This window comes from Pseudoalteromonas sp. S8-8, assembly GCF_000497875.1.
In the GTDB taxonomy this organism is placed as follows: Bacteria; Pseudomonadota; Gammaproteobacteria; order Enterobacterales; family Alteromonadaceae; genus Pseudoalteromonas; species Pseudoalteromonas arctica.
Map to the genome: position 1 here is coordinate 137,070 of NZ_AUTR01000025.1, position 14,120 is coordinate 151,189.

Below are 14,120 nucleotides of genomic sequence, written 5' to 3' on the forward strand. Positions count from 1 at the left end.
CGTAATTATTTGAAGACTAACTAATTTGAAGAGTGATCATACAGCTAGTAGTGTATGAGTTAAATATTAAATGTAAATGAATTTGTATTTAAAACGCTGTTTATATAGCCAAATTAATGATTCTTTTATTTAAAAAGCCCTAAAATTATAAATTCAGTGAACGTTAAAATTTAGTTTGCTATTAAAAGTATTAATTTACTTAGTTAAGTAAAAAAAGATCACTTTTAAGCAACTTAATTAATGCTTAAATACTAGGGCTTGTTGATCTTTTAGGATTAAAATTTGTTCAATTTAGGAGCTGTTTAATCGATCCTAGGTTTGTAACCTAACGGTTCGATAACTGCTCCTGCGTTATTCTGCATGCTTACATGCACGTAAGAATAATTAAAAAACGAGCTGCAAAGAGCAAATTTCCCTTTAGGGCTAGTATAAATTTATAAGCTGATAAGCATCTTTAATCAAGTTGTAATATGAATATGATTTAACACAACACTAAGCTATATTTTATAAATAGATAGGCAAAGGATTAATACTATTATGCGTGAATGCGCTTTAAACAATACCAATCAAAACGAACTTGTTAAACGCTTTTGCAGCGTTAGGGGCGAAAGCCTGGCTATTATTGAACCACTCACTGTAGAAGATTGCCAATTACAAGCTATGGCAGATGCCAGCCCAGGCAAATGGCATTTAGCGCACACCACGTGGTTTTTTGAAACGTTTTTACTTAGTGTTTACTGTAAACAGTACACTGTGTTTAACTCTCACTACCGAATGCTTTTTAATTCTTACTACAATGGGATTGGAGAGCAATTTAAACGGGCAAACCGAGGTAGTTTATCTAGACCTAGTTTAGATGAAGTTTTAGCTTATAGAGAGCATGTAGATAGCTGTGTGGTTGAATTACTTAAAACTGAAGTTAGTCCACAAATTAAAGATATTATTGAACTTGGGTTACACCACGAGCAACAGCATCAAGAACTAATGCTTATGGACATCAAATATAACTTTTCAGTAAATCCATTATTTCCGCAATATAAAACATCGCCTTTAAACAGCCAAAACAAATCAGCAGATATTAAGCCTCTCAATTTTATAAATTTTGAGCAAGGCATTATTAATATAGGTACAAATGCCGACGATGAATTTGCATATGATAACGAGCGCCCCAAACACCAAGTATTAATTCATTCATTTAACTTTGCTAATAGGTTGGTCACCAATGGTGAATATTTAGACTTTATAAATGCAGGTGGATACAGCAATCCACAGTATTGGTTAAGTGACGGTTGGGCAAATATACAAAGCAACAGTCTAACGCAACCATTATATTGGCATTGTATAGATAACGAGTGGTTTGAGTTTACACACTATGGATTAGAGCTTCTCAATTTAAATGCCCCGATCTGTCATGTTAGTTATTTTGAGGCCAGCGCCTATGCTAATTTTGTAAAGGCTCGCTTGCCTACAGAGTTCGAATGGGAATATGCAGCTAAAAATACACCTTCAACAGAGATTAATAATCACTACCTAACACCTCAGCAAGCAAAGAGTGATACTGAAATAAATCAGTTAACTGATTCGTGTTGGCAATGGACGAACAGTGCATATTTACCATACCCCGGTTTTAAGCCTATTGAAGGAGTAGCAGGGGAATACAATGGTAAGTTTATGAATAACCAAATGGTGTTACGTGGTGGGTGTGTGTTTACCCCTCAAAACCATTTACGACAAACATACCGAAATTTTTATTACCCGCATCAAGCGTGGATGTGCAGCGGGATAAGACTAGCTAAGGATATAGTATGAGCCAAGTAACAGCGATTAAGCAAAGCAACATAACCGACACTGAATTTCTAAACGACGTGATAAGCGGATTAACTCAACAACAAAAAACGCTTCCGTGTAAATATTTTTATGATGATAAAGGTGCTGCATTATTTGAGCAAATAACAACCTTACAAGAGTATTATGTTACACGTACTGAGCTTTCTATATTAGAGCAACACTCAAAGTCGATTGCTCAAATGCTACCTGAAAACCTCTCTATTATAGAGCCCGGCTGTGGCTCGGGTAAAAAGGTAGCCTATTTATTAGCGCATATGGCAAACGTTAAAACCTTTGTACCGTTTGAAATATCTGAGGAGATGCTCAGTTATTCACTTGCACATTTGTCACCATTATTTCCAGATTTGGCAATTTCTCCATTATTAGGAGACTTTACACATAGCCAAATGGTCAAACAGCTAACCAAAGACACCGCTTTAGACAGTCAAACTAATTTGGTGTACTTTCCGGGGTCTACTCTTGGTAATTTTGCACCTGTAAAAGCAATTGAAATTATGAATAATTTCCATCGCTTATGTGGTTTAAATGGCTATGTGCTAATTGGCATTGATTTAGTAAAAGAGCGCCAAGTGTTACTTGATGCATATAACGATAAGTTAGGTATAACCGCCGCGTTTAATAAAAACTTACTACAACGTATTAATAACGAGTTAAATGGCACATTTAACTTAGACAATTTCAGCCACGAGTCACGCTTTAACGAGCAACATAGCCGTATCGAAATGCATTTAGTAAGTAATTGTACTCAAAGCGTGATTATAAATGATCAGCAAATAGACTTTATAGAAGGTGAAAGCATTCATACGGAAAACTCTCACAAGTACACGCTTGAGTCGTTTAAGCAGCTTGCAGCGCAAGCTAATTTAAAGTTAGAGCAAACATGGCAAGACGATAGTAACTATTTTGCCCTGTGCTTATTAAGACCGCTTTAAACGTTACTTAAGTCATGTTTAGTAAATGACAACTTTAGCATTGTTAAACTCATAGTTTAGCAATGCACCATTATTTGATTGTTGTATAAGCTTGGCTTTATTTAAACTGTACAGTCTAAATAGAAGGGGGGCAATAACAGATATCGCAGAGCCTGTAGCACTGTCTTCATTAACACCAAACTGGGGTGCAAAGTATCTAAAATGCGCTATGGCATTTTTCTTGTCTTTATTTTTTATACTAAGGGCAATTACTGCATTTTTGTGGAGTGCACACAAAGCTTTAAAATCAACGTGTACGCTTTTTAAATCGTCTTTTTCAACTGCTTTATCGAATTCTTTACTAAATTCCTTATTAAATTCTTTATTAAATTCTTTATTAAATAACACAACCGTATAACCGTTTTTATCAGCGGTAGTGTAGGCTGCTTTTATTGCTACTGAAAACACACTTTGTAACTCACCTTCAGCTAACTCGCTTTTTTTAGGCTCTATGCTTTTTAGTAACAGCTGAGCGCGTTGTTTTTTTACTCTTATAGTAAAGCGCTCATTACTCATTGAAGTAAATACTTCAGGGCAATAACCCAAATAACCTATTAAAAAATTAGCGGCCGCTAAAGTGCCATGTCCGCAGCGTTTAATTTCACTTGTTTGGTTAAACCAGCGAATATTGCAATGGCGTTTAGTTATCTCATTTTGATTTAAAAATACGGTAGCTGGGTGAATTGATTGTGATGCAATATATTGCATTGTTTTTGATGTTAACCCATTTTTATAAATAACAATTAAAGCGCTTGAGCCTTTTAAGTTATTTGCAGAGCTATAAAAAACAGATTCGGTGGAAGTGAACTCTATAAAGCAAAGCGTAAGCCATTTAGGCTTACGCTTTGCTAAACAAAGAGTATTAACCTTTGCTTGCATATGCGTCGTTATGAACGCCCGCAGCACGACCTGATGGATCAGCATTGTTTTGGAACGATGCGTCCCATGCAAGTGCTTCAGGAGTCGAACACGCTACCGATTTACCATGCGGTACACATTTAGCTGATGCATCACCAGGGAAATGCGATTCAAAAATAGTACGGTAGTAGTAAGCTTCTTTTGAATCTGGTGTATTAATAGGGTATTTAAATTTTGCATTTGCAAGCTCTTGATCGCTTACTTGCTCGTTTACAAACTCTTTTAACGTATCAATCCAGCTGTAACCAACACCATCTGAAAATTGCTCTTTTTGACGCCATAGCACTTCATCAGGTAAGTAACCTTCAAAGCCTTCACGTAAAATGTGTTTTTCAATTTTTCCATCTTTACACATTTTAGCTTCAGGGTTGATACGCATAGCAACATCAACAAATTCTTTATCAAGAAACGGTACACGTGCTTCTACGCCCCATGCCGCCATTGATTTATTAGCACGTAAACAGTCAAACATATGCAGTTTTGATACTTTACGGTTTAGCTCTTCATGAAACTCTTGTGCGTTAGGGGCTTTATGGAAGTATAAATAACCACCAAATAGCTCATCAGCACCTTCGCCAGATAACACCATTTTAATGCCCATAGCTTTAATTTGGCGAGCCATTAAGTACATAGGTGTAGAGGCACGAATTGTTGTTACGTCGTAGGTTTCTATGTGGTAAATCACTTCACGTAATGCATCAATACCTTCTTGAATGGTAAAAATGATAGGGTGGTGAATAGTACCAATCATGTCAGCTACTTTTTGTGCAGCCGCTAAATCAGGTGAGCCCTCAAGGCCTACTGAAAAAGAATGCAGCTTAGGCCACCATGCGTCGCTTTCGTCGTTATCTTCAATACGTTTTGCAGCAAAGCGCTGGGTAATAGCAGAGATAACCGATGAGTCTAAACCACCAGAAAGTAATACACCGTAAGGCACGTCACACATTAATTGGCGTTTAACGGCCGCTTCTAATGCATCTTTAACGTCTTGCGCTTCTGCGCTGTTATCTTTAACTGCATCAAATGTTTCCCAATCACGTTTGTAATAAGGCGTCATTTTGCCATCTTTGCTGTACAGGTAATGCCCTGGTGGAAATTCTTCAATATGCTTACAAATTGGAGAAAGTGCTTTTAGCTCAGAAGCAACGTAAAAGTTACCGTGCTCGTCGTGACCGGTGTAAAGCGGGATAATACCAATATGGTCACGGCCAATTAAGTAAGCGTCATTTTCTTCATCGTATAAACAAAATGCAAAAATGCCATTTAGATCATCTAAAAAGTCAGGCCCTTTTTGTTTATACAGCGCTAAAATAACTTCACAGTCTGATTGAGTTTGAAAAGTAAAATCAACGTCTAACTCTGCTGCAAGTTCTTTATGATTATAAATCTCGCCATTAACCGCTAAAATATTTGTTTTTTCAGGATTGTATAAAGGCTGTGCACCGCTTGATACACCAACAATAGCTAAACGCTCATGCACTAAAATAGCTTTTTCAGATGCATATACACCAGACCAATCTGGGCCACGGTGTCTAAGCAGCTTTGACATTTCAATTGCTTGGGTACGCAATTGAGTGGGATCAGATTTAATATCTAATACCCCAAAAATTGAACACATAGTAACTCCTCATTCCTATTATGTGTGCAGCAGAGCCAATTTGCTGTGCTGCGAAACCTTGTTTTATCAGAAAAAATTACTCAAGTCACATAGCTTTTACAATTAATTAAGAATAATTTATGCACCAAGCTAGATGTAATCGCACCAAAGTGGTTAATGCGTGGTTCCTGCTGCTATTTTTACGTCGCTATTATTGTTCAAAGCTTGTGCAATCATAACTCTCAGGGCATTAATAACGGTTTCTTCGCTCATGCTTGGTGCGCCATTGTGGTGCACAGCTTGGCTTGGTAAATAAGGAATATGCACAAAGCCACCTTTCATTACAGCGCAGTGATCATTTATGTAATGCATAAGACCATACATAACGTGATTACACACATAAGTACCTGCTGTATTGGAAATGGAAGCAGGTATATTGCTGTTGTGCAATGCTTGTAACATGCGCTTTATTGGCAAGTTTGTAAAATAGGCATCAGGGCCATTTTTTTCTATTGGTGTATCGATAGGCTGCTTACCTGCATTGTCTTTAATGCGTGCATCGTCAACGTTTATTGCAATACGCTCAATTGATATTTCGCTGCGCCCACCAGCTTGGCCTATACATAAAACAACCGCCGGATTGTGCGACTCAATGGCGTTTATAAGCTGACTGATAGACGTATTAAATTCACAGGCAAGTTCTAGTGTGCATATTTTGTGTTTCATGATGATAGTTTCATCAAGTTTTTGCACTGCTTGCCAAGAAGGGTTTATAGCTTCGCCACCAAAAGGAGCAAAGCCAGTTATTAATACACACGGCATAGTAGAAGTTGATTTAGTCATTAAACACCAAGCTATACATTAAAATAATATTAACGGCGAGTAAGGTAACGGCCGTCGGAATTTGAACCTTTATTACATGGTACCTATTTTTTAAATCTAGGGCGTGTTGATTCTAGAATATTTTATAGGTTATTTTTAAGTGCAAGGCTCAATTGATGTAGGTGCCCGTCAAGTTTCTGCTTCGCCTTTGCTGCTTCTTCAAACGTTACATATTTAAACTCAACAGTATCTAAAGGTCTAAATTGTGCAAATTGATGTAAGTCGGCTTCAATTACAGTCCCTAAAAGCGGATAGCCCCCGGTTGTTTGACCATCGTTAAGTAGCACGATAGGTTCACCATTCGGTGGCAGTTGAATACTCCCAGGACTCACCCCTAGTGATGGCAAAGAGTGCGAATGTGCCAAATTATTTTTATGCTCAAGCCTTACGCCCATTCGGTTGCTGTTACTACTAACTTTAAATGGGGTAGATACAAAGTTGTTAAGTAAAGGCTCGCCTAACAAATTAGCATGAGGACTTGGGTGCAGTCGTATAAGCTTGCGCTGGGCGGGAGCAATTGCGCCTACTTTTATAAACTCTCCATAATAAGGAGTAATAGGTATTTCATCACCAGTGGCGAGAGCTCTACCTTCAATACCACCAAAACATGCGTTTAAATCTGTAGATTTAGAGCCCATAACTTCAGTATTTTGTATACCGCCTTTCACTGCTAAATAAGCTCTTAATCCAGCTCTACCAGTAGCAAAGCTCAGTACTTGTTTGTTTTTTACTGTGTATGTCCAACCAGGGTAAATTGCTTGTCCATCAAGGGTTGCTTGCAAATCTGCACCATGAAGCGCAATTACTGTGTCGCAGGTGAATTCCAGCTCGCACAAACCAACAGTTATTTCTAAAACGGCATCATTGTCGCTATTGTTAAGTAATCTATTAGCAATTATTTGTGCATAAGGGTCTAAGCTACCCGCTTTGCTTACACCTAAATGACGGTAGCCATCACGGCCAAAATCTTGAATTGTAAGTAATACACCACTTTTGAGTACTTTAATCATGAGTTGCTCCTTTATTAACTAGCGGAACAAATTCAAGCGTATCGCCTGGTTGAATTAAACAAGGCTGCTCAGAGGTCGAATCAAACAAAGCAGTATCTGTATGACCTATTATGTGCCAACCGCCAGGGGTATCTGCGGGGTAAATTCCGGTTTGTGCAGCACCTATCGCAACAGAGCCTTTAGGAACTTTAATGCGTGGCTCATCACGCCTTGGTGTATGTAATTGCCCATCTAAGCCGTGTAGGTAAGCAAAACCGGGCTGAAAGCCTAAAAATAAAACGTGGTATTTGGTTTTACTATGAATATTAATAACCTCATCAGCGCTTAAATTGTGATAACGAGCCACGTAATTAATATCCTCACCCTTGTAGGTGGTTTCGATTAAGTGATGTTGCCCTTTAAAAGTACTCGTTTTAATATCATTCCACAGCGAAGGTAGTACTTGTAACCACTTATTTAAGTGTTTATCTGATTTTAGATAGAGAGTGAGCGAGTTCATGGCTGGCACCAAATCGGTAAATTCAGCAGTGCATTTACAGTGGCTGGTTAAAGCCCAAATTTTATTTTGAATAGAGAGTCTATCTGTAGCATCTAAATGCGATGCATCAAGTAGTAAACTACTGTTTGTTAATGCATAAATATGGGGAGCTGGCTTCATTAAATAAACCTATTTGTACAACATAATTTAAACGTAACACAGTTTTATTAATTTATTTACACCATTGCGACTAAGTCGTTATGTTTAGTGTTTATTTACCCAGCTTACTTTAAGAGTGTTTTTATATTCAATTAATCGTATTTAACTTATTGAGGACTAAAACTTAATACATTTCGTACTAAATAAGTAATTAGGTTGAAATGAAAATTAAGATAAGGAGGTCTTAATTAGCACGCACTTGTTTATGAGGTACTTTATGAAACACCAGCATTTATTATATTTATCAGGCGCTGCTATTATATTTAGCGCAGGCAGCTTTGCTTTATCTATGGAAAAGGTAGAACACAGTAATGTAGAAGCCACCATGCATGTAGAAACCATTGTACTGGGGTCTGGTTGTTTTTGGGGAGCAGAAAAACGCTACGAAGCGCTTAATGGCGTTATTGATGCTGAGTCGGGTTATGCTGACGGTAATGGGTTTAAAGCAACGTACAGAAATATTACTGATCAGTCTCGTCGTTTTGATGAGAACAATTATGCTGAAGTTGTGCAAGTTATGTATAACAGCAATATAATTTCAGCAGAAGATCTCTTAAAAAACTATTTTGAAAGTCACGATCCTACGCAAAAAAATCGCCAAGGTAACGACATCGGTACGCAATATCGTTCAATTGTATTAACGACTACTGATGCACAAGCTAAAGTAGCTGAGCAAGTTAAATCGCAATATCAGCAGCTTTTAACTGATGCGAGCTACGGCAAAATCGAAACGGTTATTAAACCACTTGCAGGTTTTGTATCGGCAGAAGAATATCATCAAAATTATCTAGAAAAGAACCCTAATGGCTATTGTCCCGATCACTCTACCGGTGTTGTTTTTAATAAAACACCCGTGGAAAAAGCAGACAACAGTGCTCTAATCGCAGGTAAGCAAATAGTGGTACTTGATTCTCGTGATTACTGCCCGTACTGTGACAAATTTAAAAAAGCAGTCGCAAATGATTACAAAGGCACAATACCTATGACATTTCGCCATGCTGACCAACTTAATGATTTAACTATTAAGTCAGCCACGTGGGCAACGCCGACTATTTTGTTTTTAGAAAATGGCGTTGAGGTATATGGCCGTCAAGGCTATGCAACACCTGAAGAGTTTTATAAAGCATTAGGCGCTTTTAAATTAGGTAACAGTGATGCTTATAAAGTTGCATTCGATGCACGAACAGATAGACCTTATTGTAAAGAGTACAAAGAGTTTAAAAATACACCTGATGGTACTTTTGTTGATAAATTAAGTGGAGAGCCACTATTTGATACAAGCGATAGGTTTAACTCCGGTACTGGTTGGTTGTCGTTTAAGCACCCAGTAAAAAGTAGTGTAACGCAGCATGATGATAGCAGTTGGGGAATAACACGTATTGAGCTACGTTCTAAAAGTACAGGTATTCATCTTGGTCATTTATTCCCAGGAGAAGGCCCTAGAGGCACAGACCGCTACTGTATAAACGCAACAGTACTCGATTTTGTACCAAGAGATAAAAGCTAAACCTTTTACTTTGTAAAGCCTGATTTTAATCAGGCTTTTTTTTGCATAAAATAAAATAGATTTATCATATTCTTTGCAAATTTTTTAAAATTAAAGCGTTGAGCTACACATCAATAATATTACTTAGGTTGTAAATGAATCAATTTATAAAAATAACAACGCAGTTAATGTATTTGCCTTTAGCTTTATTAATTTTTATTACAGATGCTAAGTCGGCAACCCACTATGTCGTCGGCGTAGAGAATATAGAGTATCTACCTTACTTTGATGGTAGTGGAACAAATGGTGCTGACTATTATGGCTTCAGTGAAGAGTTACTCACTTTATTTGCACAGCAGCACGATTTTGAATTTGAGTTTTACACGCTGCCAATTAATCGTCTTTATAAAGAATTTATTGATCACCATCATGTTGATTTTAAATATCCAGATAACCCTCAATGGAAACCAAGTTATAAAGCTTCCTTTGGTGATTTAAATGAAATTATTTATTCGCAGCCAACCGTTGTGACTAAAACGGGTATTGCGAGTTTAAATAAAAATATCACTATTGATGAATGCGTTAGTTTTGCAACGGTGAGAGGGTTTACGTCTCAAAGCTTTAAACCTTTAATGAATAACGAAAACGTTGAGCTAATTGAAACCGCTAACGTAATGGAATTAATAGAGATGCTTTTAAAAGAGCGAGTGGAGTGTATTTACATATCTAACGATGTATTAAACTATAATATTGTTAAATATTTCAAATTAACCCGACCCGTTTATTTTCAAAACGAATTGCCGACAGATTTACAAGCCTTTTTATTATCGTCGATTGACTATCCTGAGGTAGTTAAGCAATTTGATACATTTTTGCTTTCACATAAAGTGCAAATAAGTAAATTAAAAAAAGAGTATCAAATAAAAAATTAACTAAAAAAGCCCCGTAAGTTATAACTTACGGGGCTTTTTAAAATGTATTAATCTGTATATAGCTATATTATGTATGTGCTTAATAATAAAAACAGTCCAAGCCAAGTCACCACCTAACTTGAACCGCTTTTCACACTGACAACATCTTCACACACAATATAAAGATTCTGTTTACTACGCTTACGTAGCCTTGTAATGCATATCATGTGGTTTGAGCCAAGAATAAAAACAGTTCAAGCCAAGTCACCACCTAACTTGAACCGCTTTTTCACACTGACAACATCTTCACACACAATATAAAGATTCTGTTTGCTACGCTTTAGTAGCCTGGTAATGCATATCATGTGATTGAGCCAAGAATAAAAACAGTCCAAGCCAAGTCACCACCTAACTTGAACCGCTTTTCACACTGACAACATCTTCACACACAATATAAAGATTCGGTTTGCTACGCTTTAGTAGCTTTGTAATGCATATCATGTGGTTGAGCCAAGAATAAAAACAGTTCAAGCCAAGTCACCACCTAACTTGAACCGCTTTTTCACACTGACAACATCTTACACACACAATATAAGATTCTTTTCACTGCTAAGTTTGAGTTACTAAAACTCAAAAGGTTGCATTTATTGCTCTTAAAAAACAAATTAACTAAGTTGTTTTGAGCTGATGAAGTAACTTTAATATTTAACTTTATTTTCGACAAACGATAAAAATGAAACCAATGAGTGAAAAAAATTAAACTATAGACTTTAGTCTAATGCTCGGCGTTAAGTTTATGTATTTAAATAAAAAATATTATTCAAATTTGCAGGGAGTTATACCAATCTGCTTATATATGGGGTCTATTTAACGTTAAGAAAATTACGCTAGAACTAGGCAAAAATTTTTGTATCTAGTTGTTCTAAATAAAAAATTTTTAACGACGTAATAGTGCAATTTAATTCGTTAAATTGATCAAAGATTTATGCAGGTTGGTATTAGACGAGTTCAGTAATAAAACACAGGGTGGGTTGTATTACTGAACTCGTCTAATAGGGGATTATTCTTGGATTTTTCTAAACGTATTTACAACCCACTTCGCAAATAAATCAAGCGGGTGATTAGGCGTGCTTGATTCGTGCTGTACTAAATAGTATTTATCTTTAGTTGTTAAAGGCTGTTCGAATAATTTGTACAGCCATTGCTCATCTAACCAGCTTTGACTAATAGGCAGTGGGATAAGCGCAATGCCCATGCCTTGCTGCGCTGCACGCGCTACACCAAACATGCTATCTATTTGAATAATCTGCGAAGGAGAAAAGTCATCAATCCCCGCTTTTTCGGCCCACTGGTGCCATGCCCAAGGGCGAGCTTTGTGGAGGATCAGCGGAACTTGGTTAAGCGCTTGACGATGATCGTCCCTCCATTGGTCGAGCAATTTTTTATTACATGCAGGAATATATTCAAGGTTAAACAACTCAGTCGCTAATCCTTCAGTAGGTTTACCTGAGGACAATACAATAGATAAATCGCTATGGCGCGTTAATTCTTTGCGTGTTTTAAGCGTATCCATTTGCAGGTTTATATTAGGGTGCTCTGACGTCCACTCACTTAATTTAGGCATGAGTAGCTCGCTGGCAAAAAACTCAGGCAACGTAATTGTCAAATTTGTATTTTGCTGCATCTGACTAAACTCGTTAATGGTGCCCTCTAACATTGTGATGATAGGAGACACAGCATCAAAAAAGTTTTTACCCGCTGTGGTTAAGCTAATTGAACGCGTTTTACGTTGAAAAAGTTCAATACCAAGTTGTTCTTCAAGTTGTTTTATTTGATGGCTTACCGCAGACGGCGTTAAGTACAGCTCATTAGCTGCATGCTTAAAACTTAGGCTTCTTGCGGCAAAGCAAAAAGAGCGAAGGCCACGAATAGGAGTTTGCATGTTTTCCAGAATTATTTAATTTATTGAGACGCCTTACTTAGGCAAAATTTGAACCAACTATTTAATATTTAAATATCAGTAGGTTAAAAATAAATTTAACGCTAGTTCACAAAAAGGGTGCAGACTATCCACAAAATAGTGCAAAGAATCTAAGCGCTTACATTTAATTTATATTTGTATTATAGATAAAATTTACTACAGATGTATGAATGACGGTAAAAATAATGGCAAAAGATAAAAAAAATCCCTCGTGAGAGGGATTTTGGGTAACTCAGCGCCATTGGCACTGGGAATGAGGTCGGTACAGGGTAAAGCGTTATTTTAAGTTAACTTATTAAAAGTTACTAAAAAACCATTTCTGGTACTTCACCGTCAACAAGTAATTTACCTGCTGTTTTACTAATGATTTCATCAACAGTTACGCCCGGAGCGCGTTCTAATAAATGAAATGCGCCGTCTTTAACTTCTAGTACGGCTAAATCTGTCACTATTTTTTTAACGCAATTAACGCCAGTAAGCGGTAAAGAGCAGGCTTCTAATAGTTTAGAGTCACCATGCTTACTTGCATGGGTCATAGTAACAATAATGTTTTTCGCGCCAGCGACTAAATCCATCGCGCCACCCATGCCTTTAATCAGCTTTTTAGGGATCATCCACGATGCGATGTTGCCGTTCTGGTCAACTTCAAATGCACCCAGAACAGTTAAGTCTACATGACCACCCCGTATCATGGCAAAACTATCTGCACTATTAAATATGGCTGCACCTTTAGCTGCTGTCACGGTTTCTTTACCCGCGTTTATCATATCGGCATCTAGCTCTGCTTTAGTAGGGTACGGGCCCATGCCTAAAAGACCATTTTCGGACTGTAACATAACTTCAATATCATCCGGTACATAGTTTGCGACGAGTGTCGGAATTCCTATGCCCAAATTAACGTAGTAACCATCTTGTAGTTCTTGTGCAACGCGCATTGCAACTTGTTCACGTGATAATGCCATAATTATGCTCCTGCTTAATCTCGTGTTGTTACACGTTCAATGCGTTTTTCAAAGCTGCCTTTAATAACGCGATTTACAAAAATACCTGGGGTATGAATTTGGCTTGGCTCAAGCTCACCCGGCTCTACAATCTCTTCTACTTCGGCAACGGTAATTTTGCCAGCCGTTGCCGCCATTGGATTAAAGTTCATTGCCGTGTGTCTAAACACTAAATTACCGTAACGATCGGCTTTCCATGCTTTTACTATAGCAAATTCACCTGTTATAGATTCTTCTAAAATATACGGGCGACCATTAAATTCTTTTACGTCTTTACCCTCAGCCACAGGAGTACCGTAACCGGTTGCGGTGTAAAACGCAGGTATACCCGCGCCACCAGCTCGCATTTTTTCAGCAAGTGTGCCTTGAGGTGTAAGCTCTACGTCAATTTCACCACTTAATAACTGCTGCTCGAATAGGGCGTTTTCGCCAACGTATGAGGCAATTACTTTTTTAATTTGCTTGTCTTGTAATAAAATACCTAAACCAAAGTCATCAACACCACAGTTATTAGATACTACAGTTAAGTTTTTTGTTTGCATGCGCTTAATTTGTTTAATTAAGCCTTCAGGAATACCACATAAACCAAAACCTCCGGCAATAATAGTATCGCCGTCTTTTAATCCTTCCATTGCAGCTTCGTAGCTATAAACTACCTTATCAAAACCGGCCATGAGTCTCTCCTCATTGTGTGCTATTTGTTGTTAACTATCGTGAATCATCATTTCATAAGATAGCTATTTAACCTGAACTCTGGTTAATAGATTTACTAACATATGAATCAGGGTGATATTTAAATTTATTTTCTCTAGCCAGAG

General features: G+C 37.4%; 12 protein-coding genes and 1 pseudogene. 4 read left to right on the forward strand and 9 right to left on the reverse strand.

Going from position 1 to position 14,120, the window contains the following annotated elements; all coding sequences use genetic code 11:
- The first annotated feature begins 537 nt into the window (after positions 1-537).
- Both egtB and egtD read left to right on the forward strand, forming a co-directional pair.
- Complete coding sequence (gene egtB, locus L659_RS0107855; protein WP_024590157.1) at positions 538-1,809, forward strand: ergothioneine biosynthesis protein EgtB; 1,272 nt, start codon at positions 538-540, stop codon at positions 1,807-1,809.
- Entirely contained in the window at positions 1,806-2,780 is a 975-nt protein-coding gene (gene egtD, locus L659_RS0107860; RefSeq protein WP_024590158.1) for an L-histidine N(alpha)-methyltransferase, read from the forward strand. The genes egtB and egtD overlap by 4 nt, the downstream gene beginning before the upstream one ends.
- Before the next feature lie 18 nt (positions 2,781-2,798).
- Here the strand turns inward: egtD and L659_RS0107865 are convergent, their stop codons facing one another.
- The 6 genes and pseudogenes from L659_RS0107865 to pxpB form a co-directional block, all read right to left on the reverse strand.
- On the reverse strand, positions 2,799-3,698 hold the full coding sequence (locus L659_RS0107865; protein ID WP_024590159.1) for a PhzF family phenazine biosynthesis protein: 900 nt from the start codon (positions 3,696-3,698) through the stop codon (positions 2,799-2,801).
- Positions 3,682-5,355 carry an asparagine synthase B gene (gene asnB, locus L659_RS0107870; RefSeq protein ID WP_010552851.1) on the reverse strand — a complete coding sequence of 558 codons (1,674 nt, stop codon included), beginning with the start codon at positions 5,353-5,355 and terminating at the stop codon, positions 3,682-3,684. The genes L659_RS0107865 and asnB overlap by 17 nt, the downstream gene beginning before the upstream one ends.
- Positions 5,356-5,508: 153 nt before the next feature.
- Entirely contained in the window at positions 5,509-6,177 is a 669-nt protein-coding gene (pcp, locus tag L659_RS0107875) for a pyroglutamyl-peptidase I (RefSeq protein WP_081709146.1), read from the reverse strand.
- A pseudogene (locus L659_RS1000000124090) lies at positions 6,170-6,277 on the reverse strand (5-oxoproline transporter, DUF979 family subunit); the annotation flags it as partial. The gene pcp and the pseudogene L659_RS1000000124090, both read right to left, overlap by 8 nt.
- Before the next feature lie 22 nt (positions 6,278-6,299).
- The gene (locus L659_RS0107880) at positions 6,300-7,226 is read right to left on the reverse strand and encodes a biotin-dependent carboxyltransferase family protein (RefSeq protein ID WP_024590161.1); all 927 of its coding nucleotides are present in this window, start codon (positions 7,224-7,226) and stop codon (positions 6,300-6,302) included.
- Positions 7,219-7,884 carry a 5-oxoprolinase subunit PxpB gene (pxpB, locus tag L659_RS0107885; protein ID WP_024590162.1) on the reverse strand — a complete coding sequence of 222 codons (666 nt, stop codon included), beginning with the start codon at positions 7,882-7,884 and terminating at the stop codon, positions 7,219-7,221. The genes L659_RS0107880 and pxpB overlap by 8 nt, the downstream gene beginning before the upstream one ends.
- A gap of 256 nt (positions 7,885-8,140) precedes the next feature.
- Here pxpB and msrA point away from each other — a divergent pair, with 256 nt between their 5' ends.
- The gene (msrA, locus tag L659_RS0107890) at positions 8,141-9,430 is read left to right on the forward strand and encodes a peptide-methionine (S)-S-oxide reductase MsrA (protein ID WP_024590163.1); all 1,290 of its coding nucleotides are present in this window, start codon (positions 8,141-8,143) and stop codon (positions 9,428-9,430) included.
- A 134-nt stretch (positions 9,431-9,564) separates the two neighbouring features.
- Positions 9,565-10,341, forward strand: a complete 777-nt coding sequence (locus tag L659_RS0107895) for an amino acid ABC transporter substrate-binding protein (RefSeq protein WP_024590164.1) — start codon at positions 9,565-9,567, stop codon at positions 10,339-10,341.
- Between the two features lie 1,039 nt (positions 10,342-11,380).
- On the opposite strand, the gene L659_RS0107900 is transcribed toward L659_RS0107895, so the two are convergent.
- The 3 genes from L659_RS0107900 to L659_RS0107910 form a co-directional block, all read right to left on the reverse strand.
- Entirely contained in the window at positions 11,381-12,262 is an 882-nt protein-coding gene (locus L659_RS0107900) for a LysR family transcriptional regulator (protein ID WP_024590165.1), read from the reverse strand.
- A gap of 344 nt (positions 12,263-12,606) precedes the next feature.
- The gene (locus L659_RS0107905) at positions 12,607-13,263 is read right to left on the reverse strand and encodes a CoA transferase subunit B (RefSeq protein ID WP_007580251.1); all 657 of its coding nucleotides are present in this window, start codon (positions 13,261-13,263) and stop codon (positions 12,607-12,609) included.
- A 14-nt stretch (positions 13,264-13,277) separates the two neighbouring features.
- Entirely contained in the window at positions 13,278-13,976 is a 699-nt protein-coding gene (locus tag L659_RS0107910; RefSeq protein WP_024590166.1) for a CoA transferase subunit A, read from the reverse strand.
- Between the last annotated feature and the right edge of the window lie 144 nt (positions 13,977-14,120).

Coding starts and splice junctions, on each gene's coding strand:
- egtB (WP_024590157.1), top strand. CDS start 538: ATGCGTGAATGCGCTTTAAACAATACCAATCAAAACGAACTTGTTAAA.
- egtD (WP_024590158.1), top strand. CDS start 1,806: ATGAGCCAAGTAACAGCGATTAAGCAAAGCAACATAACCGACACTGAA.
- L659_RS0107865 (WP_024590159.1), bottom strand. CDS start 3,698: ATGCAAGCAAAGGTTAATACTCTTTGTTTAGCAAAGCGTAAGCCTAAA.
- asnB (WP_010552851.1), bottom strand. CDS start 5,355: ATGTGTTCAATTTTTGGGGTATTAGATATTAAATCTGATCCCACTCAA.
- pcp (WP_081709146.1), bottom strand. CDS start 6,177: ATGACTAAATCAACTTCTACTATGCCGTGTGTATTAATAACTGGCTTT.
- L659_RS0107880 (WP_024590161.1), bottom strand. CDS start 7,226: ATGATTAAAGTACTCAAAAGTGGTGTATTACTTACAATTCAAGATTTT.
- pxpB (WP_024590162.1), bottom strand. CDS start 7,884: ATGAAGCCAGCTCCCCATATTTATGCATTAACAAACAGTAGTTTACTA.
- msrA (WP_024590163.1), top strand. CDS start 8,141: ATGAAACACCAGCATTTATTATATTTATCAGGCGCTGCTATTATATTT.
- L659_RS0107895 (WP_024590164.1), top strand. CDS start 9,565: ATGAATCAATTTATAAAAATAACAACGCAGTTAATGTATTTGCCTTTA.
- L659_RS0107900 (WP_024590165.1), bottom strand. CDS start 12,262: ATGCAAACTCCTATTCGTGGCCTTCGCTCTTTTTGCTTTGCCGCAAGA.
- L659_RS0107905 (WP_007580251.1), bottom strand. CDS start 13,263: ATGGCATTATCACGTGAACAAGTTGCAATGCGCGTTGCACAAGAACTA.
- L659_RS0107910 (WP_024590166.1), bottom strand. CDS start 13,976: ATGGCCGGTTTTGATAAGGTAGTTTATAGCTACGAAGCTGCAATGGAA.